Here is a 24,810-nt window from a genome sequence, read left to right as displayed (position 1 = left end):
TCACATCAAAGTCGTTACATTCTGTAACCGCTGAGGACTCGAGGAGGAGTCGTGTCAGCTGCCCCGCAGGTCACCCCCGCCGACACCTACCAGCCGGTGCCGCTGCTGGCCGGCAAGGTCATCGTGGTCTCCGGTGTCGGACCGGGCCTGGGCCATTCGCTCACCATCGAAGCCGCCCGCATGGGCGCGGATCTGGTGCTGGCCGGACGCACCGAGAAACGCCTGCACGAATACGCCGACGAGGTCCGCGCCCTGGGCCGCGCCGCGGTGGTCGCCAAGACCGACATCACCGACGAATCCCAGCGCGCCGCGCTCGTCGAGACCACGCTGGCCGAGATGGGCCGGGTCGACTGCCTGATCAACAACGCCTTCGCCATCCCGCCCATGTACCCGATCACCCAGATCGAGGTGGAGGCGCTGCGCCACGCCAACGAAACGAATGTGTTCGCGCCGCTGCGACTGTCGGCGTTGTTCGCCGACGCGCTGGAACGCTCGCGCGGGTCGGTCATCATGCTCAACTCGTGCGTGTCCTACAGCTCGCAACCTGAGTACTCGGGCTACAAACTGTCCAAAGGCGCACTCGCGCACCTGGCTTCGTCGCTGGCCACCGAGCTCGGGCCGCGCGGCATCCGTGTCAATTCCGTTGCACCGTCGTATGTGTACGAGGACATCAACAAGGCCTACTTCGATTGGCTGGCCAGCCAGGCCGGGGTCACCCACGACGACATCTACCGGCAGAAGGCCGCACCCACCGATCTGGGCCGCCTCGCCGGACCCGAGGAGGTCGCGCGCGCGGCCCTGTTCCTGGCCAGTGATCTCGCCACCGCCGTCACCGGCCAGATGCTCACCGTCGACTGCGGCGAGTTCCACCGATGAGTACAGGAGCAACCGTGAGCAAGCGCATCGTGCTGTGGGGTACCGGCGTGGTCGGGTCCATGGTGCTGGCCGAGATCCTGCGCCACCCGCGCTTCGAGCTGGTCGGGGTCGGCGTCAGCAATCCCGACAAGGTCGGCAAGGACGCGGGGGACCTGTGCGGGGCCGCGAAAACCGGTGTGCTCGCGACCGATTCGGTCGAGGAGCTGATCGCGCTGCGCCCGGACGCGGTTGTGCACTACGGGCCCACGGCGGCGTTCGCCGAGGAGAACATGCGCGTCATCGGGTCGTTCCTGCGTGCGGGCATCGACGTGTGCTCGACCGCGATGACCCCGTGGGTGTGGCCGCACATGGACAAGCTGCCCGCGTTCTGGCGTGACCCGATCACCGAGGCGTGCGCGGCCGGCGGGGCGTCGTGCTTCACCACCGGCATCGACCCGGGCTTCGCCAACGACCTGTTCCCCATGACCCTGATGGGGCTGTGCGGTGAGGTCGAATCCGTGCGCGCCTCCGAACTGCTCGACTACACCGACTACGAGGGCGACTACGAATTCGAGATGGGCATCGGCCACCCGCCCGAGTTCACGGCCCTGCTCGAACACCCCGACATGCTCGTGATGGCCTGGGGTGCAACGGTTCCCATGATCGCCACCGCCGCCGGGATCGAACTCGAGGCCATCACCACCACCTGGGACAAGTGGGTGACGCCCGAGGACCGGCCCTCGGCCAAGGGCATCATCAAGGCCGGCACGGTCGCCGCGATCCGCTTCACCATCAACGGCGTGTATCGCGGCCGCGAGGTCATCACCCTCGAACACGTCAACCGCATCGGCCTCGACGCCGCCCCCGACTGGCCCGCGGGCACCAAGGACGACGTCTACCGGGTCGACATTCTCGGCAGCCCGTCGATCTCGCAGGAGACCTCGTTCCGTTTCACCGACGGTTCCGGCCGCACCCCCGCCGTCGCCGGGTGCCTGGCCACCGGCATGCGCGCCCTCAACGCCGTGCCCGCGGTCAACGCCCTGCCGCCGGGCTGGGTCACCCCGCTGGATCTGCCACTGATCCCGGGCGTCGGCACCATCCGCTGACGAGACGGAGTGTGTGAGCTCCTCCGGCACCTGTCCGGAGGGGCCCTCTCGTGTCCGGTCGCGCTGGATCACCGCCCGGGCGGCGCGGCTGCGGGTGGGCCGGGCGTGGTCTCCGGTTCGGTAAGTTTCTGGTGACAGGGTGTGTGACCGAGGACGGTGGAATGGGGACGGCGGGAACCAAGGGTGTGCCGCGCGCCGAGCGGGAGAACCAGATCCTGGAGATCGCCGCCGAACGTATCGCCGCGGTCGGGTATGCCGGGTTGAATCCCGGTGAGATCGCCGCCCGGGCCGGGGTGTCGAAACCGTTGGTGTACACCTACTTCGGCACGAAGGACCAGTTGTACGCGGCGTGCGTGGAGCGGGCCGCCGCGGCGATCGGTGACGCGATCGACACCGTCATCGCCGGTCCGGCCGAGCTGGAGATGGCGGCGAACACCCTCGCGGCGATCTTCGGGGTCCTCGAGCATCGCCCGTACTACTGGAATGTGCTCTTCGATCGCAGTCATCCCGCCGACGGTCCGGCCGCGGACGCCGCCCGGGCGGCGCGCCGGCGGATCGCCGCGCAGGCCGCGCACGGGGCGAGCGCGGTGATGCGGGCGCGCGGGGTCGGCGATCCGCAGGATCTGTCGGTGGTCACCGATATCTGGATGGGTTCGGTCACCGCGCTGGTGTCGTGGTGGATCCGCCATCCCGAACAATCCGCCGCGGCGATGATCGCGCGCAGCCGCCGCCTGATCACGGCACTGTCGTGACCGCCGCATCCGGGAAGGGCTGAGATGGCACGCACCGCGGGCAGCAGGAATGTGCCGCGCGCCCAACGCGAGGAGCAGATCCTCGACGCCGCCGCCGCGCAGATCGCGCGGGTCGGCTACGCGGGTCTGTCGATGGCGGCCGTCGCCAAGCAGGCGGGGGTGTCGAAGACGTTGGTGCACACCTGTTTCGACACCAGGGACGGGCTCTATGCCGCGTGTGTGGACCGGGCCGCCCGGGCCGTCACCGAGGCGGTCGAGCCGGTGCTGTCGGGGACCGCGGATCTGACCATGGCCGAGCAGACCCTGCGGGCGATCTTCGGCGCGCTCGAGCACCGCCCGCACGACTGGAATGTGCTGCTGGATCGCAGCCATCCCGCCGACGGCCCGGCTGCCGAGGCCGCGAACGCGGCGCGCACGCGGATCGAGGAGCAGGCCGCGCGCGGGATGTCGGCGTTCATGGCCGCGCGTGCGATCACCGATCCGGTGGATCTGGCGGCGTTCACCGAGGTGTGGATCGGTGCGGTGACCGCATTGATCCACTGGTGGCAGCGGCATCCGCAGGTGCCGGGGCCGGAGATGGCGGCCCGGACCCGCCGGCTCATCGCCGCGTTCGCCTGACCCGAAACCGGTGTCCGCGCAGCGGTGTCCGCGATGTTGCCTCTTGCCGCCACCGTTATTGACCATGTAGTAATTTACCCATCGGTCATTAATGTGGCGAGTGGAGGATACGACCATGGCAACCAGATCGTGGTGGGGATGGGGCACCGTCGAGGACGCCGTTACCGGCGCCGAACGCACCGCACTCACCCAGCGGATCGCGGCCCTGCTGCCCGACGCCGACCTCACCATCCACCAGCCACCCGAGCTGACCGCACTCCCGATCCCGCAACCTCGCACCCGCGCCCCGCAGGCCCTGGCCGGGATCGCCTCCTACGACACCGCCGACCGCGTGCTGCACGGCCACGGCCAGGCCTTCCGCGACATCGTGCGCAACCTGCTCGGCCGCATCGGCGATGTCCCCGACCTGGTCGTGCGGCCGCGCACCGAGCAGGACGTGGTCGACGTCCTCGACTGGTGCGCCGGCGCGGGACTCGCGGTCATCCCGTTCGGCGGCGGCACCTCGGTCGTGGGCGGCGTCGAACCCCGCGACTGCCACGACTATCCCGGCAGCGTCGCCCTCGATCTCACCGCGCTCGACCAGGTCCTCGAGATCGACCGCACCAGCCGCGCGGCCCGCATCCAGGCCGGAATCCTCGGGCCCGCACTGGAATCCGCGCTGCGACCCCACGACCTGACCCTGCGGCACTTCCCGCAATCGTTCGAGTTCTCCACCCTCGGCGGCTGGCTCGCCACCCGCGCCGGCGGACACTACGCCACCCTCTACACCCACATCGACGACCTGCTCGAATCGATGCGCGTCGTCACCCCCGTCGGGGTCGGTGAATCGCGGCGGCTACCCGCCTCCGGTGCCGGACCCGCCCCCGACCGGCTGTTCCTCGGCTCGGAGGGCACCCTCGGTGTCATCACCGAAGCGTGGATGCGGCTGCAGGATCGGCCCCGCTGGCGCGCGAAGGCCTCGGTCCTGTTCGACGACTACCGGGCCGCCGTCGACGCCACCCGCACCCTGGCCCAATCCGGGCTGAACCCGGCCAACTGCCGGCTGCTCGACCCCGCCGAAGCGTTCCTCAACGCCGGAGTCCTCGCCGCCGGGGGAGTCCTGGTCCTCGGATTCGAATCCGCCGACCACCCCGTCGATGAATCCCTGCGCCGCGCCGTCGAGATCTGCGCCGGGTTCGGCGGCCGCACCCGCGACGAGGCACCCGCCACCGCATCCGAGGCCGACCCCTCCGACACCTGGCGCTCGTCGTTCCTGCGCATGCCCTATCAGCGCGACGCCCTCGCCGCCCAGTCGATGATCACCGAAACCTTCGAAACCGCCTGCACCTGGGACCGATTCGACCAGCTGCGCGCCGCCATCGAGACCGCGGCCGCCGACGCGTTCCGATCCACCGGTGTCACCGGCGTGCTGACCTGCCGGTTCACCCACGTCTATCCCGACGGGCCCGCACCCTACTTCGGCGTGTACGCCGCCGGCCGGTGGGGGAGCACCGCCGAACAGTGGGACGAGATCAAAACCGCTGTCTCCGAAGCCATTTCCGCCAACGGCGGCACCATCACCCACCATCACGCCGTCGGCCGCGACCACCGGCCCTGGTACGACCGGGAACGACCCGGCCCGTTCGCCACCGCCCTGCGCGCCACCAAACACGCCCTCGACCCCGCATGGATCCTCAACCCGGGCGTCCTCATCGACCGCGAGGGGCAGTCATGAACAACCACCTGCCCGACCGGTTCGGCCCCCTGCGTCGGCTCAGGCCTTCAAGGCGGCCGGGGCGGGTCGGCGGACCGGTCAGCGCAGCGAGTAGACGTAGCGGCTGGTCGGGATGACGTCGAGGTCGCGGTCGGCGCCGAATCGGGCGATGCTGTCGAGCATGCGGGTGCAGCGCCGCTCGAGTTCGGCGTCGTCACCACCACTTCCCCAGTAGGCGTGCGGATCCGACATCGCCGCCATCGGGAACAGTTCCTCGACGACGGCGTCGACCCGCCCGCCGGGGGTGATCGAGCCCAGCACGGGATTCTGGATGTAGCCCAGACTGGCCTGGTTGTCCAGCGCGACCTGGGTGTGGTCGCCGATCCAGTTCTCCAGCCACTGCGCCCGGGTCATTCCCGCCGGAATCCTCATCACCGCGATGCGCGCCAATGCGTCAGCGCGGACACCGCTGTCGGTGCACGGCGGGCGCAACGGGGTGAGCTCGTCGACGACGAACCCGTCGAGCCGATCGGCCAGCGGCCGCAGCAGCGCGGTGATCTGATCGGGATCCTCGACCCCGCGCAGCGTCACCACGGCGTCGACGGGCGTGTCATAGGTACACATCCACAGCTCGGCCGCAGCGACGTACTCGTCACGGATATTCACCTGCAGCTCGCTGACACCGCAGCAGGACAGCGCCCGCCGCAGTTCGCCATCATGCAGGCTCGTCTTCAATTCGGCCCCCCACAGCAAATACGTCAGTTTCATAGCCCTGCTACCCGGAATGTGATGCTGATCATCGAACCAACCGGACAGTAACCCAGCCTTCGGGACGGCAACCGGCCCGTGTCCCACTGAGCGGAACTGTTAGCAGCCCGAACCAACTCGCTCCGGTGGCAACAGTTTCCACACCATCCAGCATCGGCCATCGCCAATTTCGGTCGAATCAGACGTTTTCACCAAAAGCCAAATACACCAAAGGATTTCAATTCCTCAGATCAGCATGTTCGGCACCGGGCACGGAATGAACAACAGCACCGGGCAACCGTCGGTGGTGCAACAACTAAACTGATGATCCGAGAACCGACGCCCCATCATCGGAACAATTCGCCTCATCGCTTGGCACGACCCTTCATGTGTTGCCCATCCGCAATCGAAGGAGGAGTCATGGGCACGGAACCGAACCACGACGATCAGATGGACTTCGAAGCCCTGTACCACGACACGGCATCGGAACAGGGACCTCCCGCATTGATCCCCTGGGACATCGGCGGCCCACAGCCGGCGGTGCAGCAGTTGGTGGCCTACGGCGCCGTGCGGGGCGAGGTGCTCGACCCCGGAACCGGCCCGGGACATCACGCGATCTACTACGCATCCAAGGGCTACTCGGTCACCGGTATCGACTCGTCGCCGTCGGCCATCGAGCGGGCCAAGCGCAACGCGGAGCGCGCCGGGGTGACGGTGAACTTCGAGGTGGCCGATGCCACCAAACTCGAGGGCTTGGAGGATCGGTTCGACACCGTCATCGACAGCGCCTTCTACCACGTGTTCCTCGACGACGAAGAAACCCAGATCCGGTACGCGCAGGCCCTGCACCGCGCCACGAGACGGGGGGCGCGACTGTTCATGTTCGAATTCGGCCGCCACAACGTCAACGGCCTTCAGCTCGAAGGTTTGCCGGCGGAGAATTTCGACCGCGTGCTCTCCGCGGCCGGGTGGGTCATCGACCACCTGGGAACCACCACCTACCAGGCCAACTTCAGCGCGGAGACGTTCGCCTACATGACCAAGGAGATGAGCGACGACTCCGGATGGGCTGATCGGATGAAGCCGATGATGGAACAACTCCAGATCATCGGGCCGTTGCTGAAGAACAACCGGGTGCACGTGCCCGTGTGGGCCGTGGTCGCCACCCGCCTCGACTAGCCCCTTTCGAGCTGCCGCGCACCCGAATGGTTCAGGTCGGCGCCGGTCATTCCCCCAACGCTGCTCGAGACGCCGGAGCAGTGGAGATGATGCCGATCACCGTTGCGACGATTTGGCCTTCGGGATCGCGGAGGCGCGACAACGATGCCCTGTCCACCAACAGAGATCCGAGAGCGAGATCGACCAGTTCGGCACCGACCTCTTCGGCAGATCTGCGCCCGTCCGGCTCGAACCACGTCCACGCCCATTGCGCGGCACCGAAAATGAGCAGGCTCCGGATGCTGGTATCGACGGGCCGGAAGTCACCGGACGCGATGCCCGCGTCGAGGACGCCGAGCAGGATTCCGATGTAATGCCTGCGCAGCTTGCGCCCTTCGGAATCCGCATCCTCCTGCGCGAGTCGTGCGACCTCGCGCTGGAATGCGACGGTCCCGTTTCGGTCGTGCACCTGATACAGCATGGCCGCGTGCAACAGCCCGGCCAGCTGCTCGGGCGGTGTGGCGAAGGTCGACACGATTCGCTCCGCCTCATCGACACGGCGCCGCATATAGGAAACGTGCAGAGCTTCCATCAAGCGCGCCTTCGTGCCGTAATGGTGCACGATCAAGCCCTGCGAGATGCCCAGTTCGCTGGCGACACCGCTGAAACTCGTTCCGTCATAGCCCTTCTCGGCGACATGGCGCGTGAAAATATCGAGAATCGCGCCCGACTTGCCCGGTCCCACCGCATGTTCACTCACTGATCCCGCCCCTCCTCGTCCAAATTTCCGGACACCCTCGCACCGACCGACTGCTCGACCAGTCGTTGACTGAGTGCGCAGTCAGTATTAGCATAATCCCCCGAGTCGCAGTGGCGCGTTCTCTACATCAACCATTCAGCGCGAAAAGTTGACTTACCGCCCATGTATCAGCACCTCCATTCCGCCGATGCCGTCATTGAGCGACGAGCCTTCGCACATATCGCATGACCGGCTTCACTGGCAGCACAACGTGTGGTCACCCATGAATGCGGATGTAGCCGCGTACGGGGATCAGGCGACGGATGCGGTATCCCTGCTGTCGCCGGACCAACTATTGGCCGCGATCGCCGGGCGGCTCACCGAGCCGTTCCCGCTCATCACGTGGGCGAGAGAACTCGGCGACCTGCATGCCGCGCTGATTTCGGCGGTTCTGAATCCGCGGAGGAATGCACCGGAGGTCACCGAGGCGGCGCTGTGCGCGGATATCGCGAAGGTCATCGACAAGATCAACTCTTGGGCCGCGTCCTATACACGCCACACCCGGTGCGCCCGCCGCCACACGCATACCTTCGGCGAGGTGATCAGTCACGTGGCGAAGACCTACGCCGAGGCGTGGTGGACGGTGCTGCACAGCGACTGCGAGGAGCTTCGGCACTCCGCGTGGGTCCATCTCGGCGAAGTTCGTGACGGCTACGCCCACCTCATCGGCGATATCCGGGCAGGCCGCGTCCAACTCCCATTGGGCTGGCGAGGCATCCGGCGCACCCAGCCCGCGGGCTGAGGCCCATCCCGGCGCTTACCGCAGGGCGAGGTCGGGATGCATGAAATCACCCCCGTCTCGCGACACCGGAGAGCTGATCCGGGCGCGAGTTCGCCACGATAGCAACAGATTCCACCATCCAACCAGCCCAGATCAATACGCCACTGTGACGAATTAACGACCAGGGGCGGGGTCGGGGGATGCCCGCCTCGATCAAGGCCGAGCGCAGCGCGCCGTGGCGGTAGGACTTCCGCCGCGGCGGCTCGCTGTCGCCCCCAGCGCGGCTCGGCGTCGACCCAGCGTAGGTGAGTGCTGCTCATGGCTTTCGGCTGCCACGCCACCCCAATGTTGACAATGGTCACATTTCGTCCCACACTCGGAGATGTGACCAGTGGCAACTTGTCGGAGCCGCAGGTCCGCGAACCGAGACGCAAACCTGGAAAGGAACTCCGATGACAACCACTCGTGTGCTGGTAACCGGCGCCACCGGAAAGATCGGCGGCGCCGTCGCCGCCCAATTATTGGAGAAGGGCGTGCCGACAAGGGCTTTGGTGCATCGCGACGATGCGCGCAGCGCACGGCTGAGGGCCCTGGGCGCCGAAACGGTCGTCGCCGACATTTTCGATATCCAGCAGGTACAGGCCGCGATGGACGGGGTCGACCGGCTGTTCTTCAACCCCCCGTACCACCCCTATGCACTCGACAGTGCGGTCTCCTTCGCCGTGGCCGCGCGGTGCTCGGGTGTCGAGGCGGTGGTGGCGCTGGGGCAGTGGCTGGCCAGCCCCGAGCATCCCTCGCTGATGACCCGCCAGCACTGGTTGATCGACAAGCTGTTCGAGCTGCTACCCGATACCGCCCACGTCGCGGTCGACCCCGGCTGGTTCGCCGACAACTACCTGCAGTTCATCGGTGTGGCCGCCCAGCTGGGCGTGCTGCCCGCGCCGACCGGGGGCCGACGCAATGCGCCCCCCTCCAACGAAGACATCGCCCGGGTTGCGGTGGGCGCGCTACTGGACCCGCACCGTCATGACGGTCGGGCCTACCGCCCGACCGGGCCCACGCTGCTGACCGGAGCAGAGATCGCCGACGCCGTGGGTGCGGCGTTGGGCCGACGGGTACGCCACCTCGAGGTTCCCCCGCGGATGCTGATGAAGGCCGTGCGCGTGAACGCGAAACGACTCGGTTTCGACCTGTACCTGGAGTCCGGCTTGCGCTACTACGCGCTCGAGGCCGCGCTGGGAACCTGGGAGGTGGGCGGCCCCACCACCCATGTCCGCGATGTCGCCGGCGTCGAACCCGAAGACTTCCTCACCATCGCCCGCCGTTACGCGACCCGCCCGGAAACCCGGCGTACCGCAGGGAATCTCATCCGCCAGATGTGGAACTTCACGGTGACCGGCCTGGTACCGATGCACGACCTGGACCGCTTCGATCGACTCCAGCAGCACCCGCAGCCCGCGCACCCCCGGCTTTCGGGCCAATCCGCAATCTGGCGCAGCGAACACACCACCTCAACCGCGAGCAGTCGGTCCTAGACCACCCTCCCCGGGGGTGGTGTTCGGAAGTGGTGATCGGTTCCGGCGAGGTTCCAGCGGCGCTACAGCCGGATGGCTGTGATTTTGCTGCCCATCCAGGCGGAGGTGAGGTCGTGGCCAATTCAGTCATGGGGGACATGGTCAGTCAGCTGCGGCTCGGGTTTCATCGGCTTCAGGACTGGGCTTATCCGGATGAGATCGACAGCGCCCGCTTCAGGAGGCTGCTCTGGCCGACCGCAGGAAGTCGTGCGGGCGAGGCTGGAAGGCGACGAGGGCTGAGCCTGCGCGATCGAGCACGCCGCCAACATCCGGCCGGCCGTCGGTGAGGGCGAAGTCCCCACCGTGTTCGGTCTCGGTGTGCGGCGGTCGGCCCGGAGCCGCCGCACACTCGAGAACAGACCGGTTGTGAGGGACGGTGTGGCTACACGAGGCTGCGTTCGGCCGCGATGGCGGCGGCCGCGCGGCGGCCCATCCGGATCGCGCCGTCCACGTGCTGGAAGCCGTGCCCTGCCAGGTCCGAGCAGCAGAAGTGGATCGGGCCGACCGGGTCGCGGTGGTCGCGGCCGTAGCGGGTCATGCCGCCCAGGTCGAAGCTGACGCCGTAGGCGCCGCGGGTCCATTCCTCCGCGCCCCAGTCGGATTCGTAGTAGACGACCGGGTCGGCGGCCTCGGGGCCGAGGTAGCGGACCAAGCAGTCGAGCACGGCCTGCTTGCGCTCGGCGGGGCTCATCTCGAACACGGCGTCGGCCTGCTCGTGGGCGATGAAGCCGACCATCGCGCCGTTGGTGGCGTCGTGGTTGGTGTTGTCGTAGACCTCCGACACGATGTCGGTATCACTGAAACCGGTGCCGGACAGGCCTTTCGCGCGCCAGAACGGGGTCGGGTACACCGCGTGCACCTTCACCACGAAACCGAACGACATGTGCTGGTACATCTGCTGGCGACGACGCGGCATGGGCGGATCGAAGCTGATGGCGGAGTACAGGTTCGGTGGCACCGCCAGCACCACGCGGTCGGCGCGCACCTCCAGATCGCTGTCGGCGAAGACGCTGACGCCGGTCTCGGACCATTGCACCTTCCGCACCGGCGAATTCAGGTGCACATCGTCGCCGATGGTGGCGGCCAGGCGTTGCGAAACCTGTTGCATGCCACCGATGACCCGCTTGTCCAGCATGAAGGTGTCGGTGGCCAGCGCGGTGTAGGACCCCTGCGCGGCGGCCATGTGCAGTGCCTGCAGTGTCGAGAAGGTGTGTGCGGGCTTGGTCAGCATGGCTCCGGAGACGAAGAACGCCACCGTCTCGCGGGCGTAGTCGTTGTCGGACTGCCGTTCCAGCCACAGGCTGAACGGGATCGAATCCAGTTCGGCCGCAAGCGGATGCGCCCACGGCTGCTCCGCGCCGACCTCGGCGGCCAGCCCGTCGAGCAGCCGAATGAGGCGGTCGATCTCGGCGGCGGTGTCGGCGGGCGCGGGGAAGACGTCGCCGGTGAACTGCTGGCGGGTGCCGTCGGCGGCGAGGTAGACCGATTCGCCGTCGCGGTAGCGGGAGAAGGTCTTCAGGCCGAGTTCCTCGACCAGCTCGAGGGCGGCGGTGTGATGCGGGGACAGCCACTGGCCGCCGATCTCGATCATCGCGTTCTCGATGTCGCCGGTCCAGGTGCGTCCGCCGACTCGATCACGAGCTTCCAGCACGGCTACGGTCAGACCGGCCTTGTGTAGTTCGGTGGCGGCGGTCAGGCCGGACGGCCCGGCGCCGACGATCACGACGTCGCGAGTGATGACAGGCACGAGAACTCCTTGCTGAACATCGAGTTTTCCTGAAGATAACCCGAGGGTTGCTGTTTCTAGTATGTGGGTGCGCTGACGGCCCCGCTCGCTCCACTGCGGCGACTCGGCCGGCCCCTCAATCGCCATTCCGGCGTGCCGGCCGAGTTGTCACCGGGCGGGCAGGGGCTCGTTCTGGGTGATGCAGTGGATGCCGCCCCCGCGCGCGAAGATCTCCCGCGCGTCGACCGTCACGATGACGCGGCCGGGATAGACATCGGCCAGCACGGCCGCGGCCTCGGCGTCGGTGCGGTCGTCGAATCCGCACAGGATGACCGCGCCGTTGCACACGTAGTGGTTGATGTAGCTGTAGTCGACGAAGCCCTCCTCGTCCCGCAGCGTTCGCGGGGCGGGCACCGGCACCACCTCGAAAGGCTTTCCGGCCGAATCGGTTTCGGCGGCCATCTGTGTCATGAGCTGCCGGCTGAGCGCATGGTCGGGATGCTCGGGATCACGCTGATCGTGCACCAGCACCACACCGGGTGCGGGCAGCGCGGCGACGATATCGGCATGCCCGCGGGTGCCGAATCGTTGCGAGTCCCGCCACAGCCCGCGCGGCAGCCAGATCACCGTGTCGACGCCGATCGTGCGGCGCAACTCGGCCTCGACCTCCGCCTTGGTCAGGCCCGGATTGCGGTAGGGGTCCAGGTGCACGGTCTCGGTGACGAGGACCGTCCCGGAGCCGTCGACCTGGATGCCGCCGCCCTCGTTGACCAGCGCCGAATCCACCACCGGCGTCCCGGCCGCCGCCGCGACCGCCCGGCCGATCTTCGCATCGTGTTCCCACCTGGCCCACTCCTGTTGGCCCCAGCCGTTGAACACCCAGTCCACCGCCGCGACCGACCCGTCCGCGGCGTGCACGAAGGTCGGCCCGATATCGCGCATCCAGGCATCGTCCAGGGGCGCTTCGACGATCTCGATGGCACTCGACAGGCAGGTCCGGGCCGCCGCCGCATCGGCCGGGTCCACGATCATGGTGACCGGTTCGAACTCGGCAACCGCGTGGGCCACCGCTGTCCACGCTATGCGGGCCTCGGTCACCGCCTGCGGGGTCGCGGTGATCTCCGACCCGGCGGGCGGGAACGCCATCCAGGTGCGCCGATGCGGTGCGTGCTCGGCGGGCATGTGCCAGGTCATCAGGGCCGCCCGAAGGGGTGCTGGTGATCCACCGGCGCGGTCAGGCGGGCGTAGGTGTCGGGCCGGCGGGTGTGCAGGAACGGGAACAGGGTCAGCCAGTCGCGGCGCTGATCCAGATCCAGATCGGCGACCAGCACCGCCGCCTCGTCGCGCGGGGCCTGTACCAGGATCCGGCCGTAGGGGTCGGAAATGAAGGACGAACCGTAGAAGGTGATCTCGCCCTCGTCGCCGAAACGGTTGGGCACCACCATGAATGTGCCGCTGGTGATGCCGTTGCCGACGATCACGTGCTGCCACAGCGGCTGGGTGTCGAAGGCCGGGAAGGACGGTTCGGAGCCGATGGCGGTCGGGTAGACGATCACCTCCGCTCCGGCCAGCGAGTACAGCCGCGCCACTTCGGGGAACCACTCGTCCCAGCAGGTCGGCATGCCGATGCGGACTTCACCGAGATCCGGATGCGTGTGCGGGCGGTAGGACTCCTCGGTCGCGGGGCCCGCGCGGAAGTAGGTGTCCTCGTAGTAGCCGGCGCTGATCGGAATGTGCAGCTTGCGGGTGCGACCGACGAGTTCGCCGCTGGGGGACACCAGGATCGCGGTATTGAAGCCCAGCCCGTCGCCCTGATCGGCGCGCTCGTACAGTGAGGCGTGCACGAACACGCCGTGCTCGAGGGCCGCCTTCGCCGCGAAGGTGACGGTGGGCCCGGTCGTCAGATCCTCGGCCTCGGCGCACGGGTTGTCGCCGCCGCGCACGAACGCCGGGTATTTGCTCAGCGTCAGTTCCGGCAGGAACACGGCCTTGGCTCCGAGCTCGGCCGCCCGGGCGATGCCCGCGCTCAGCTCGGCGTGCAGCGCATCGGCGTCGGCCTGCCAGCGGTGCTGTACCAGGGCCACCCGCAGCGGCGGGCGGACCGGCTCGCCGACCCGGGCGTGAGAGCGGGGCGGTTCGAAACAGGTGACGACGTGCATGATTCCTCCTGTAGTGGGAATAGGATTGCGGCGCAGTGGGATTCGCTAGACGGTGGGCGCCTGCACGGCGAGCATCGGATCGCCCGACACCGCGCGCGGCAAGGTCCGGCTCCGGAAGTAGGCCGGATCCCGCCAGCGCTGCACCAGCATCAGCGCCGCGCCCAGCACCAGAATCCCGAACCCCAGATAGAACACCAGCCCGATGCCGAAGATCTCGGCGCCGCTACCGGTTGCCGGGTCGAGGCTCTCCCGCACCGAGATGGCGAAGATGATCAGCAGCATGGTCCCGCCGAGCAGCGGGAACAGCAGCTTGAACAGGAAATCGCGGCCCGAGGCGAACCACCGCTTGCGGAAGTACCAGACACACGCGAACGCGGTCAGTCCGTAGTACCAGCAGATCATGATGCCCAGCGCGGCGATCGTGTCCTGCAGGACGTGCTGCGACAGCAGCGCGGTCAGCGCGTAGAAACCGCCCGCCACCACCGCGGCGACCGCGGTGGTGAACCGCGGCACCTGATAGCGCGGGTGCACCGAGGCGAACCGGCTGGGCAGCGCCCGGTAGGTGCCCATGGCGAGCATGGCGCGCGCCGCGGGCAGGAAGGTGGCCTGCAGGCTGGCGATGGTGGAGACCAGCACCGCGAGGTACAGCAGAATCTCGCCGTTGCCGCCGAGCACCGGTTGGGCCAGCGCGCCGAACACATTGTCCGAGGTCTGCGGATTGCCCAGTCCGATACCGGTTTCGCCGACTCCGGCGTACCACATGAGCGACACCGCCAGCAGCAGATACGTGCCGAGCACGGTCAGGATCGACAGCACTCCGGCCCGCCCGGGGGTGCGCTGCGGATCCTTGCACTCCTCGCCGAGGGTGAGCGCGGTATCCCAGCCCCAGTACAGGAACACCGACCCGATCAAGCCCATGGCGAACGCGCCCAGGGTGAGTCCGGTGAACGGATCGAACCAGTCGATATCGAAGCTCAGTCCGGACGGCGCGTCCTCGGCCAGTGCCTTCCACAGCGCCATACCGGCGAACACCAGCAGCACCGTCAGCTGAAAGCCGACCAGCACATACTGCAGGCGCTCACTCGAGGTGATGCCGCGGCCGGCCGCCCACCCGGCCGCCGCCAGGAACGCCAGCGTGGTCACGATATTGATCGGCTTGTTGTCACCGAGGGTCGCGATGGTCTCCGACCCCACCAGCTTGCCCGCGAACAGGTACAGGAACTCCGCGCCGACCGCCGCGATGTTGGCCAACACGATCACCACGGCGATCACCGAACCCCACCCGGCCATCCAGCCGACGTAGGGGCCCAGCGATCGTGCCGACCAGGTGAACGAGGCTCCGCAGTCCGGAGTTTCGGCATTGAATTCGCGATAGGCGTACGCCGCCAGGAACATCGGAATGAATCCGGCGATCAGCAGCGCCGGCATCTTGAGGCCGACGGCGGCGACGATCAAACCCAGACTGGCCGTCGTCGTGTACGCGGGCGCGATGGACGCGATACTGAGCACGGCCCCGGCCAGTACGCCGACCTTGTTGGTGGCCAATCCTTTGCCGCCGGAGGCGGAGGATTCGATCCCCGGAGAATTCTGGATGAGCATGAGAGCTCCTCTTGCGAGGGTCTGGCGGCGGTGGGGGCGATCAGCGCGCTCCCACCGGCGCCGCGCCGCGGTGGAGACACCGGCCGGGAACGGCCGGTTCGGCACGAGATCCGGCGCAGGGGCCGGGGTGCCGGGAGGTGACGTCAGCGAGTGAGCGCGACGTATTTGGTGTCGAGGTATTCGTGGATCCCCTCGGATCCGCCCTCGCTGCCCAGGCCGGACTGTTTGACTCCGCCGAAGGGAGCGGCCGGGTCGGAGACGACGCCGCGATTGATGCCGACCATGCCGGCTTCCAGGGCGTCGCTCACGCGCAGAGCGCGATCGAGGTCTTTCGTGAAAATATAAGCCGCCAAACCGAATTCGGTGTCATTGGCGGCGGCCACCACGTCGGCTTCGGTGTCGAAACCGTAGATCGCGGCGACCGGGCCGAAGATTTCTTCCCGGTGCATCCGCGCGGTGCGCGCCACATTGTCGAGCACGGTGGGCTCGAAGAAGCAGCCCGGACCGTCGAGCGGTTTGCCGCCGGTGCGCAGCACAGCGCCGGAGGCGATCGCGTCGTCCACCAGTGCGGTCACGGTGGTGCGCTGCCGCTCGTTGATCAGCGGTCCGAGATCGACGTTGGGCTGGTAGCCGGGGCCGACGCGCAGCGCGGCCAGCCGCTCGGCGAAGCGGGAGGCGAACTGCTCGCGCAGCGAATCGTGCACGTAGAGACGGTTCGCCGCCGTGCACGCCTGACCGCCGTTGCGCATCTTCGCGGCCATCGCGCCATCGAGGGCCTGGTCCAGATCGGCGTCCTCGAACACGATGAACGGCGCATTGCCGCCCAGTTCCATGGACGTGCGCAGCACATTGCCGGCGGCCTGCCGCAGCAGCAGCGTGCCCACGCGGGTGGACCCGGTGAAGGTCAGCTTCCGCAACCGCGGATCCGCCAGCAGCGGCGCGGTGACGGCGGCGGCATCGCTGCCCGGCAGTACCGACAGCACGCCCGCGGGCAGACCGGCCTCGGCGAAGATCGCGGCCAGCGCCAGCATGGTGAGCGGGGTGTCCTCGGCGGGCTTGGCGATCACGGTGCACCCGGCCGCCAGGGCGGGGCCGATCTTGCGGGTGCCCATGGCCAGCGGGAAGTTCCACGGTGTGATGGCCAGCACCGGGCCGACCGGCTGCCGGGTGACCAGAATGCGGCCGGTGCCCGCGGGCGCGGTGGTGTAGCGGCCGCCGATCCGGACCGCCTCCTCGCTGAACCAGCGCAGGAACTCCGCGCCGTAGGCCACCTCGCCGCGCGACTCGGCGATGGTCTTGCCCATCTCCAGGGTCATCAGCAGCGCGATCTCCTCGGTGCGATCCACCAGCAGTTCCCAGGCCCGCCGCAGGATCGCGGAGCGCTCGCGGGGAGCCGTTGCGGCCCACTCGGATTGCATCCGGCAGGCCGAGTCGAGGGCCCGCAGGGCGTCCTCGCGGCCGGCGTCGGCGACCTCGGTGAGCAGGTCACCGGTGGCCGGATCGGTCACGGTGAAGGTGCCGCCGCCGGACGCGGGGGCCGCGACTCCGTCGATCCAGACACCGGTGGGAACGAGGGCGCGAACGAAGTCGAACTCGGACAACAGATTTCCTCACCAGTCGATTACGCGGACAGATCACCGATGGCGGTGCACAACACATCCAGGGCGTCGTTCAGCAGGTCCTCGCCGATCACCAGCGGCGGCAGCAGCCGGATCACATTGCCGAAGGTGCCGCAGGTCAAGGTGAGCACACCCTGCTCCAGGCAGCGGGCGGCGATGGCGGCGGTCAGGGCGGCATCGGGTTCGGTGCCGCCGGGGCGGACGAACTCCAGCGCCAGCATCGCGCCCCGGCCGCGCACCTCGCCGATCGCCGGAACCTGCTGCGCGAGTGCGCGCAAGCGGGTCGAGGCGATCTCGCCGATGCGGCGGGCACGGGCAGTGAGATCGTGCTCGCGGATGGCGTCGATGGCGGCCAGCGCGGCGGCGCAGGCGACCGGATTGCCGCCGTAGGTGCCGCCCAGGCCGCCCGGGTGTACCGCGTCCATGAGATCGGCGCGGCCGGTGATCGCCGAGAGCGGCATACCGCCCGCGATGCCCTTGGCCATGGTGATGATGTCGGGCACCACGCCCTCGTGCGCGCAGGCGAACCAGTCGCCGGTGCGGGCGAAACCGGTCTGCACCTCGTCGGCGATGAACACCACGCCGTTGGCACGGGCCCAATCGGCCAGCGCCGGAAGGAATCCCGGTGCGGGCACGATGAATCCGCCCTCGCCCTGGATCGGCTCGATGATGATGGCCGCCACCGAGGTCGCGCCGATCTGCTTCTCGATCCGGGTGATCGCCTCCCGCGCCGCCGCCGCGCCGTCCTGGCCGCCGTCGCGGAACGGATACGACATCGGCATCCGGTAGACCTCGGGCGCGAACGGGCCGAAATTCTGCTTGTACGGCATGGATTTCGCGGTCAGCGCCATGGTCAGGTTGGTGCGGCCGTGATAGGCGTGATCGAAGGCGACCACCGCGGGGCGGCCGGTGGCCAGACGCGCCACCTTGATGGCGTTCTCCACCGCTTCCGCGCCGGAATTGAACAGCACGCTGCGCTTCTCGTGATCGCCCGGAGTCAGCGCGGCCAGCTGCTCGGCCACCTCGATGTAGCCCTCGTACGGGGCCACCATGAAACAGGTGTGGGTGAACCGCTCGGCCTGATCCTTGATCGCCGCAACGACTTTCGGATGCGACGCCCCGACATTGGTGACCGCGATGCCCGCGGCCAGATCGATGAGCGCATTGCCGTCCACATCGACGATGACGCCACCATCGGCGTCGGCGGTGTACACCGGAGCGGTGGAACCGACGCCCGCGGCGACGGCGCCCTTGCGGCGCGCCGCCAGTTCCTGCGAGCGCGGGCCGGGCAGGGCGGTCCGGAGCACCCGCTGCTGCGGAATCCGGTAGCTGATCTCTGTCATGAAAGTCTTTCTGCGGAAGGGAATTCGGGGGCCGGTGCGGCCGGAATCAGTCGTGTGCGCTCATGACGTGCTTGATGCGCGTGTAGTCCTCGACGCCGTAGGCGGACAGATCCTTGCCGTGGCCGGAGCGCTTGAAACCGCCGTGCGGCATCTCGGCGACGAGCGGAATATGGCAGTTCACCCACACCGCGCCGAAGTCCAGCGCGGCCGAAACCCGCTGCACCACACCGTGGTCGCGGCTCCACACGCTCGAGGCCAGGCCGTAGACCACGTCATTGGCCAGGCGGACGGCCTCGGACTCGTCGGCGAAGGTCTGCACGGTGATCACCGGGGCGAAGATCTCCTCCTGCACGATCGGATCGTCCTGGCGCACACCGGTCACCACGGTCGGCGCGAAGAAGAAGCCGCGCTCGCCGATCCGCACACCGCCGGTGGCGATGGTGGCGTGCGCGGGCAGCGCCGCGATCTTGCCGGTGACCGACTCGAAGTGGCGGATGTTGTTGAGCGGGCCGTAGGCGGCATCCGGATTGTCGGGCAGGCCCGGCTGCACCGTGCGCGCCTTCTCGACCAGGGCCTGCACGAAGGCGTCGTGCACGGACTCGTGCACCAGCACGCGGGTGGCGGCCGTGCAGTCCTGACCGGCGTTGAAGTAGGCGGCATCACCGATGCGATCGGCGGCGAGCGCCAGATCCGCGTCGTCGAACACCAGGACCGGTGCATTGCCGCCCAATTCGAGATGCGCCCGCTTCACCTGATGGGCGGCGGCGGTGGCCACCGCGATGCCCGCGCGCACCGAACCGGTGATGGCCACCATGTCCAGGGCCGGATGCGCGACCAGCGCGGCCCCGGTGCCCGCGGTGCCGAGCACCACGTTCAGGACGCCGGCGGGCAGGATGTCGCGGGTCAGTTCGGCCAGCACCAGGGTGCTGCGGGGCGTGGTGTCACTGGGCTTGAGGACGACCGTATTGCCGGTCGCCAGCGCCGGGCCGATCTTCCAGATGGCCATCATGAGCGGGTAGTTCCACGGCGTCACCTGGCCGATCACGCCGACCGGCTCGCGGCGCACATAGGAGGTGAAGCCCTCCATGTACTCACCGGCCGACTTGCCCTCGAGCAGTCGCGCCGCCCCGGCGAAGAAGCGCAGGTGATCCGCGCCCGCGGCGACCTCCTCGGAGGCGATCAGATGCTTGGGCTGGCCGGTATCGAGGGACTGCGCCTCGACCAGGGCCTGCGCATTGGCTTCGATGGCGTCGGCCAGTTTCAGCAGGGCGGCCTGACGGCGGCGCGGAGTGGCGGTCTTCCAGGCCGGGAAGGCGCGGGCGGCGGCGGTCACCGCGGCATCCACATCGGCGGGCCCGGAGATCGGGCTGCGGCCGGTCACGGACTCGTCCACCGGGCTGATCAGCTCGAACGACTCCGCTGCGGTGGCGGCCGTAAACTGGCCGTCGATGTAGTTGCGAAGTATCTCCGTGGTCATGTCTGCCCGTTCTCGTGCGATGTGGGAGTGCTGCTCGATTGCCACCGAGTGTGCTGCGCGACACACCCCTGCGTCACCTGCCGGATCGGCGTGACTCGAGAGTGGGGTTTCACCATTGTGTCCAGTTGCTGTGGGAGAGCTATGAGTGTGGGAATTCCGGTCCGATGGATCCTGTCGCAGCCCGAGCTGGGATTGGTGCTCAAAGGCGGCGGTGCCGGACTGGGCCGGGAGATCGCGCTCGCGCTCACCTCCGAACTCACCGAACCGCAGCACTGGCTCTCCGGCGGGGAACTGGTGCTCACCACCGGCATGGGTTTGCCGCTCAGTCGCCCTGATCGACTGCGCTACCTGCGTGATCTCGACTCGGTGGGGGTGGTCGGCGTCGGATTCGGGGTCGGGCTCTCGCACCCGGCCGTGCCCGAGGACCTGGTCGAGGCCGCCGATGAGCTCGGGCTGCCGCTGTTCGAGGTGCCGCTTCCGACGCCGTTCGGCGCGATCACCAAGAAGGTCATGCAGCGGCTCGCCGAACAGGAGTACGAGAAGGTGCTGCGGGCCTCACGCAGCCAGCCGCGCATGACCCGCGCCGCGATCCAGGGCGTGCCCGCCGTCATCAAGGAATTGTCGGCGGCGCTGTCGGCGACCGCGATCGTCGTCGGAGCCGATGGCGTGGTGACCGACGCGCATCCGGGGCCGGCGCCCGCCGAGATCATCGACAAGATCACCGAATTTCTCGGGACCCGCGGCGACGGCGCGGCCAGCGGAGTGATCCACACGGCCCCGGACGTGTTCATCGCCGTGCAGGCCATCGCGGCCGGGCCCGCCGCGCACGGGCATCTCGCCGTCGTGACCACGACCGCGCTGAGCCCTGTCGACCAGGTGCTGCTCGGGCACGCCAGCTCACTGCTCGCCCTGGACTTCGAGAAACCCGCGCGACTGCGCATCGCGCAGAACCGCTTGAACACTCAGGCCATCGCCATGCTGCTCGAGGAACCGACCACGCTCGACACCGTGTGGGGGCATCTGACTCCGGCCGCCGACCGGGCCGGGCGCGTGCGGGCGCTGGTGCTGCGCTGTCCCTCGGCGGACACCGCCGACCAGGTCGTCGAGGCCGTCGACACGCGGCTGGCGGCGCTGAGCAGGCAGCTGTTCGCCCACCTTGCCGACGATCGGGCCGCCGTCCTGCTGGCCGGAACCGATACCGAGGAATCGGCGGAGCAGCTGCTGGGGTCCTTGCCCGCGAGCGTGCGCGCCACCGTGCGTGCCGGGATCAGCGCGCCACATCCCCTGCGCCGCTTCGCCTCCGCCATCGAACACGCGGAGCTGTCCGCGTCCGCGGCGCCGCCCGGGGCGAGCCCGCAGGAGCTCTCCGCGCTGGCCGGGCACTCCCTGCTGACCTTCCCGGAGGCGCGGCGGGTGCTCGGCGCGGTATCGGAGGCCATGCTCGCGCCGCTCGTCGGCTACGACGAGCGGCACGACACCAACCTGGTGGACTCGCTGCGCGCCTACCTCGAGGCGCACGGGCAATGGGAAGCCGCCGCCAACGCCCTCGGTGTGCACCGGCATACGCTGCGCAGCCGGATCGTCAAGGTCGAATCCGTGCTCGGCTGCCGGCTCGATACCGCACGGGTGCGCGCCGAGCTGCTGCTGGCCGTTATCGCCCGGCGCTGACCTTGGCCGCCTCCGCCAACCCGGCGTTGAGCACGCACAGGCGGGCGATATCGACGCCGCCGGAGCGGCGCAGACCACCGGCCAGTTCCCGCAGCCTGGCGGCGGAATCGGTGTCACCCCAGGCCGTCACGAGATCGCGGGCCGAGGCGGTGGGGCCGGCCCCGGCGAGGACCGCGACCGTGAGCGCGTGCCACCGCGACTGCAATTCGTCGACCAGCACGGCGGCAGCCAGGGTCTCCCAGCGGTCCGAGGCGGGCTTCGCGTCGAAAGCCGTTGCCAGCCAGTCCAAACCGATGAGATCGCCCAGCTCCCGGTAGGTCTGCGCAACCAGCGGCACCGGAAGCTGTGCGCGCCGGGCGATGTCGCTCAGCGGCAGCGCCTGCGCCAGCAGACGCAGGTTCGCCAGGTCGCGTCCGGTATGCCCGCAGGGTCGCGGCAGCACCGTGATCAATTCCGCGACCAGCGGTGCGTGGCGGTCGATCTCCTCGGACCAGGAGCCGGAGCCGGGCTGGGTCAGCAACCAGGCGGTGGCCTGTTCGACGGCCGCCTGGATACCGTTGAGGATGCTCATGCGCACCCGCGGCGAGACGCCGGGCAGGGCGAGGACGTCGCGCCACCAGCGGTCGATATCGAGCACGGTGTGCACAACGGTGCAGGCCAGCACGATGTGCGCGGTGCCCGCGCCGAGGCGCTCCTCCAGGCGGTGGATCATGCCGGGGCCGACCCGGTTGATCACCTGGTTCGCGACCGCCACGGCCACGATCTCCCGGGCCACCGGGTGCTTGCGCAGCACGTCCTCACCCAGCCGGGCGCGCGCCGAATCGGGGAAGTAGCCGAACACGGTCCCGGCCACCACCGGATCGTCGAGGATTCCGGCGGCGAGGAGTTCATCGCGGACCAGGTTCTTGGCCATGGCCAGCAGTACCGCGATCTCCGGGCGCACCAGGCCGGTTCCCGCGCGCCGGCGGGCGGTGAGCTCCGCCGGGGTGGGCAGGAATTCGGCGGCGCGGTCGAGACCGGTGGCCTGCTCCAGGTTCTCGATCAAACGGCCGTGCCGATCGATCAGGAAGGGGGCGTGCGCCTCGGCCAGGCTGATGGCCAGCGCCTGCCGATCGCAGTCGGCGAGCACGGCGGCGACCACCGCGCCGGCATTGTCGGCCAGCAGCCGATCGCGTTCGGCCGGGGTCAGCGAACCCGCGGTCACCGCGGCCGCGAGCGCGATCTTGAGATTCACCTCGCGATCCGAAATCGCCACGCCCGCCGCATTATCGATGAAATCGGCATTGACCCGGCCGCCCGCCACCGCGAACTCGATGCGGGCCCGCTGGGTGAGACCCAGATTGCCGCCCTCGCCGACCACCCGGCAGCGCAGCCGCGCCGCCGGAATCCGCACCTCGTCATTGGCCGGGTCGGCGACCGCGGTGTCCGGCTCGTCGCCGCCGCGCACATAGGTGCCGATGCCGCCGTTGAACAGCAGGTCCACCTCGGCGCTCAGAATCGCCCGGATCATCTCGGGTGCGGGCAGTTCCGTCGCGGTGACGCCCAGCCGATCACGCACCGCGGGGGAGAGCGGGATGGTTTTGGCGGTGCGCGGCCAGACGCCGCCGCCCTCCGAGATCAGGGCGCGGTCGTAGTCGGCCCAGCTGCTGCGCTCGAGACCGGCCAGGCGGCGGCGCTCGGCGTGCGACAGCAGCGGATCCGGGTCCGGGTCGAGGAAGATGTGGCGGTGGTCGAAGGCTGCCACCAGCAGAATCCGATCGGTTTCGAGCATGCCGTTGCCGAAGACGTCACCCGACATATCGCCGATGCCCGCCACCGTGAACGGCTGCGCGTCGGCGTCGATGCCCAGCTCGGCCAGATGCTGCCGGATCGAGCACCACACGCCACGCGCGGTAATGCCCAGCGCCTTGTGGTCGTAGCCGCTGGAACCGCCCGAGGCGAACGCGTCGCCGAGCCAGAAACCCCGCGATACCGCAATGCCATTGGCCAGATCGGAGAAGCGCGCGGTGCCCTTGTCCGCCGCGACCACCAGATACGGATCGTGGTCGTCGTACACCACGCAGTGCGGGGGCGGGATCGTCACGCCGTCGACAATATTGTCGGTGACATCGAGCAGGCCGCCGATGAACGCCGAGTACGCCGATTCGACGGTGGCGGGATCGCTTCCGCGCCGGGCCACGAACACGCCCTTCGCGCCGGTCGGCACGATGACCGCGTTCTTGACCGTCTGGGTCTTCATCAGCCCGAGCACCTCGGTGCGGAAATCGTCCCCGCGATCCGACCAGCGCAAGCCGCCGCGGGCGATCGCGCCGCCTCGCACGTGGCTGCCCTCCACATCGGCGGCGTGCACGAAGATCTCGCGATAGGGCGTGACCGGGGCCGAGATCGAGAGCCGGGCCGGATCGACCTTGAACGCGGCCACCACGCGACCCGGCAGGTACCAGTTGGTGCGCAGCACCGCGGTGCAGAAGGTGTACAGGCCGCGCAGCAGCTGATCCTCCGGCAGCGTGGCCGCGGCCTCCAGCCGTCGCTGCACCGCCGCATCGGCGGCGGCTACCGACCCGGCCCGCCCGGCAGTGCGCGCCGGATCGAACCTGGCGTGGAACAACTCCACGAACGCGCGCACGAATTCGGCATGGGCGGAAAGGATCTCGGTGACCGTGACCTCGCTCAGGCGCAGGCCCACCTGCCGTAGATAGCGGCACGAGGCACGCACCAGGACCACATCCTGCCACGCCAGCTCGGCCGTGCCGATCAACCCGATCAACCCGTCGACCTCCACGGCGGTGTCCACGGCCGCCAGGAATGCGTCCGCGATCAGCTCGGCGGTTCGCTCGTGCAGCGGAAAAGCGGTGGGGCGGAAGGTGAACCGATGCACGGCGCGCAGCTCATCGCCGCTCGCCTCATGGGTGATCACCTGCAATCCCAGCGCCGAGAAGACCTCGATCAGCGTGGTGAGATGCGGCGGCGTGCCATGCCAGACCAATCGCGCCGACGGCAGCTCACCTGCGATCCGCTCGAATTCCAGCCGGGGGACAGCATCGATCCGCTGTTCGTCCAGCGTGCCGGTGCCTGCTCCGCGATGCATCCGTTCAACTCCCTGTGCGCGATGGGTCCGTCCGCAGTCAATCTGCCGCATGGGAGACCCACGACACAGTGGACGAACCGGCACGCTCACCCCACCCCGATCCGCCGC

General features: G+C 68.8%; 19 protein-coding genes. 9 read left to right on the top strand and 10 right to left on the bottom strand.

Going from position 1 to position 24,810, the window contains the following annotated elements; translation table 11 throughout:
• Positions 1–51 precede the first annotated feature (51 nt).
• From ACFXIV_RS15170 to ACFXIV_RS15150, 5 genes are all read left to right on the top strand, one after another.
• On the top strand, positions 52–876 hold the full coding sequence (locus ACFXIV_RS15170) for an SDR family oxidoreductase (protein ID WP_379396681.1): 825 nt from the start codon (positions 52–54) through the stop codon (positions 874–876).
• A complete protein-coding gene (locus ACFXIV_RS15165) occupies positions 873–1,961 on the top strand; it encodes a dihydrodipicolinate reductase (protein WP_379396679.1) in 1,089 nt (362 codons plus the stop codon). The genes ACFXIV_RS15170 and ACFXIV_RS15165 overlap by 4 nt, the downstream gene beginning before the upstream one ends.
• Before the next feature lie 161 nt (positions 1,962–2,122).
• Positions 2,123–2,713: a TetR/AcrR family transcriptional regulator gene (locus ACFXIV_RS15160; protein ID WP_379396677.1), complete on the top strand. Its 591-nt coding sequence runs from the start codon at positions 2,123–2,125 to the stop codon at positions 2,711–2,713.
• 24 nt (positions 2,714–2,737) lie between these two features.
• Positions 2,738–3,331, top strand: coding sequence for a TetR/AcrR family transcriptional regulator (locus ACFXIV_RS15155; protein ID WP_379396675.1), 594 nt, complete (start codon positions 2,738–2,740; stop codon positions 3,329–3,331).
• A gap of 115 nt (positions 3,332–3,446) precedes the next feature.
• Positions 3,447–5,045: an FAD-binding oxidoreductase gene (locus ACFXIV_RS15150; RefSeq protein ID WP_379396673.1), complete on the top strand. Its 1,599-nt coding sequence runs from the start codon at positions 3,447–3,449 to the stop codon at positions 5,043–5,045.
• Between the two features lie 78 nt (positions 5,046–5,123).
• Here the strand turns inward: ACFXIV_RS15150 and ACFXIV_RS15145 are convergent, their stop codons facing one another.
• Entirely contained in the window at positions 5,124–5,792 is a 669-nt protein-coding gene (locus tag ACFXIV_RS15145; protein ID WP_379396671.1) for a hypothetical protein, read from the bottom strand.
• A gap of 399 nt (positions 5,793–6,191) precedes the next feature.
• Between ACFXIV_RS15145 and ACFXIV_RS15140 the strand changes: the two genes are divergently transcribed.
• Positions 6,192–6,950 (top strand): class I SAM-dependent methyltransferase, encoded by a 759-nt coding sequence (locus ACFXIV_RS15140; RefSeq protein ID WP_379396669.1) that lies wholly within the window; start codon positions 6,192–6,194, stop codon positions 6,948–6,950.
• A 46-nt stretch (positions 6,951–6,996) separates the two neighbouring features.
• On the opposite strand, the gene ACFXIV_RS15135 is transcribed toward ACFXIV_RS15140, so the two are convergent.
• The gene (locus ACFXIV_RS15135) at positions 6,997–7,674 is read right to left on the bottom strand and encodes a TetR/AcrR family transcriptional regulator (RefSeq protein ID WP_379396667.1); all 678 of its coding nucleotides are present in this window, start codon (positions 7,672–7,674) and stop codon (positions 6,997–6,999) included.
• Between the two features lie 277 nt (positions 7,675–7,951).
• On the opposite strand from ACFXIV_RS15135, the gene ACFXIV_RS15130 reads away from it, so the two are divergent.
• Positions 7,952–8,470: a hypothetical protein gene (locus tag ACFXIV_RS15130; RefSeq protein WP_379396665.1), complete on the top strand. Its 519-nt coding sequence runs from the start codon at positions 7,952–7,954 to the stop codon at positions 8,468–8,470.
• 431 nt (positions 8,471–8,901) lie between these two features.
• Positions 8,902–9,984: an NmrA family NAD(P)-binding protein gene (locus tag ACFXIV_RS15125; RefSeq protein ID WP_379396663.1), complete on the top strand. Its 1,083-nt coding sequence runs from the start codon at positions 8,902–8,904 to the stop codon at positions 9,982–9,984.
• A gap of 421 nt (positions 9,985–10,405) precedes the next feature.
• Here ACFXIV_RS15125 and ACFXIV_RS15120 read toward each other — a convergent pair whose 3' ends face one another.
• The 7 genes from ACFXIV_RS15120 to ACFXIV_RS15090 all read right to left on the bottom strand — a co-directional run bounded on the left by ACFXIV_RS15120 (position 10,406) and on the right by ACFXIV_RS15090 (position 19,946).
• The gene (locus tag ACFXIV_RS15120) at positions 10,406–11,770 is read right to left on the bottom strand and encodes a flavin monoamine oxidase family protein (RefSeq protein WP_379396661.1); all 1,365 of its coding nucleotides are present in this window, start codon (positions 11,768–11,770) and stop codon (positions 10,406–10,408) included.
• A gap of 147 nt (positions 11,771–11,917) precedes the next feature.
• Complete coding sequence (locus ACFXIV_RS15115; RefSeq protein ID WP_379396659.1) at positions 11,918–12,943, bottom strand: agmatine/peptidylarginine deiminase; 1,026 nt, start codon at positions 12,941–12,943, stop codon at positions 11,918–11,920.
• Complete coding sequence (locus ACFXIV_RS15110; protein WP_379396657.1) at positions 12,943–13,908, bottom strand: nitrilase-related carbon-nitrogen hydrolase; 966 nt, start codon at positions 13,906–13,908, stop codon at positions 12,943–12,945. The genes ACFXIV_RS15115 and ACFXIV_RS15110 overlap by 1 nt, the downstream gene beginning before the upstream one ends.
• 45 nt (positions 13,909–13,953) lie before the next feature.
• On the bottom strand, positions 13,954–15,507 hold the full coding sequence (locus ACFXIV_RS15105; protein WP_379396655.1) for an APC family permease: 1,554 nt from the start codon (positions 15,505–15,507) through the stop codon (positions 13,954–13,956).
• A 143-nt stretch (positions 15,508–15,650) separates the two neighbouring features.
• Entirely contained in the window at positions 15,651–17,108 is a 1,458-nt protein-coding gene (locus tag ACFXIV_RS15100) for an NAD-dependent succinate-semialdehyde dehydrogenase (RefSeq protein ID WP_379396653.1), read from the bottom strand.
• Positions 17,109–17,128: 20 nt separating this feature from the next.
• A complete protein-coding gene (gabT, locus tag ACFXIV_RS15095; RefSeq protein ID WP_379396651.1) occupies positions 17,129–18,469 on the bottom strand; it encodes a 4-aminobutyrate--2-oxoglutarate transaminase in 1,341 nt (446 codons plus the stop codon).
• 46 nt (positions 18,470–18,515) lie between these two features.
• Positions 18,516–19,946: an aminobutyraldehyde dehydrogenase gene (locus tag ACFXIV_RS15090; protein ID WP_379396649.1), complete on the bottom strand. Its 1,431-nt coding sequence runs from the start codon at positions 19,944–19,946 to the stop codon at positions 18,516–18,518.
• A 141-nt stretch (positions 19,947–20,087) separates the two neighbouring features.
• Here ACFXIV_RS15090 and ACFXIV_RS15085 point away from each other — a divergent pair, with 141 nt between their 5' ends.
• On the top strand, positions 20,088–21,614 hold the full coding sequence (locus tag ACFXIV_RS15085; protein ID WP_379396647.1) for a PucR family transcriptional regulator: 1,527 nt from the start codon (positions 20,088–20,090) through the stop codon (positions 21,612–21,614).
• Here the strand turns inward: ACFXIV_RS15085 and ACFXIV_RS15080 are convergent.
• Entirely contained in the window at positions 21,598–24,702 is a 3,105-nt protein-coding gene (locus ACFXIV_RS15080) for an NAD-glutamate dehydrogenase domain-containing protein (RefSeq protein ID WP_379396645.1), read from the bottom strand. The two genes, ACFXIV_RS15085 and ACFXIV_RS15080, sit on opposite strands and share 17 nt — an antisense overlap.
• Positions 24,703–24,810 lie beyond the last annotated feature (108 nt).

The sequence above is a fragment of the Nocardia sp. NPDC059236 genome (assembly GCF_042754085.1).
Lineage (GTDB): Bacteria > Actinomycetota > Actinomycetes > Mycobacteriales > Mycobacteriaceae > Nocardia.
This window is presented reverse-complemented; position numbering and strand designations above follow the sequence as displayed.

What these genes read in the sequence shown, in the direction of transcription:
- ACFXIV_RS15165 (WP_379396679.1), top strand. Translation starts at nt 873, where the DNA reads ATGAGTACAGGAGCAACCGTGAGCAAGCGCATCGTGCTGTGGGGTACC.
- ACFXIV_RS15160 (WP_379396677.1), top strand. Translation starts at nt 2,123, where the DNA reads ATGGGGACGGCGGGAACCAAGGGTGTGCCGCGCGCCGAGCGGGAGAAC.
- ACFXIV_RS15155 (WP_379396675.1), top strand. Translation starts at nt 2,738, where the DNA reads ATGGCACGCACCGCGGGCAGCAGGAATGTGCCGCGCGCCCAACGCGAG.
- ACFXIV_RS15150 (WP_379396673.1), top strand. Translation starts at nt 3,447, where the DNA reads ATGGCAACCAGATCGTGGTGGGGATGGGGCACCGTCGAGGACGCCGTT.
- ACFXIV_RS15145 (WP_379396671.1), bottom strand. Translation starts at nt 5,792, where the DNA reads ATGAAACTGACGTATTTGCTGTGGGGGGCCGAATTGAAGACGAGCCTG.
- ACFXIV_RS15140 (WP_379396669.1), top strand. Translation starts at nt 6,192, where the DNA reads ATGGGCACGGAACCGAACCACGACGATCAGATGGACTTCGAAGCCCTG.
- ACFXIV_RS15130 (WP_379396665.1), top strand. Translation starts at nt 7,952, where the DNA reads ATGAATGCGGATGTAGCCGCGTACGGGGATCAGGCGACGGATGCGGTA.
- ACFXIV_RS15125 (WP_379396663.1), top strand. Translation starts at nt 8,902, where the DNA reads ATGACAACCACTCGTGTGCTGGTAACCGGCGCCACCGGAAAGATCGGC.
- ACFXIV_RS15115 (WP_379396659.1), bottom strand. Translation starts at nt 12,943, where the DNA reads ATGACCTGGCACATGCCCGCCGAGCACGCACCGCATCGGCGCACCTGG.
- ACFXIV_RS15110 (WP_379396657.1), bottom strand. Translation starts at nt 13,908, where the DNA reads ATGCACGTCGTCACCTGTTTCGAACCGCCCCGCTCTCACGCCCGGGTC.
- ACFXIV_RS15105 (WP_379396655.1), bottom strand. Translation starts at nt 15,507, where the DNA reads ATGCTCATCCAGAATTCTCCGGGGATCGAATCCTCCGCCTCCGGCGGC.
- gabT (WP_379396651.1), bottom strand. Translation starts at nt 18,469, where the DNA reads ATGACAGAGATCAGCTACCGGATTCCGCAGCAGCGGGTGCTCCGGACC.
- ACFXIV_RS15090 (WP_379396649.1), bottom strand. Translation starts at nt 19,946, where the DNA reads ATGACCACGGAGATACTTCGCAACTACATCGACGGCCAGTTTACGGCC.
- ACFXIV_RS15085 (WP_379396647.1), top strand. Translation starts at nt 20,088, where the DNA reads ATGAGTGTGGGAATTCCGGTCCGATGGATCCTGTCGCAGCCCGAGCTG.
- ACFXIV_RS15080 (WP_379396645.1), bottom strand. Translation starts at nt 24,702, where the DNA reads ATGCATCGCGGAGCAGGCACCGGCACGCTGGACGAACAGCGGATCGAT.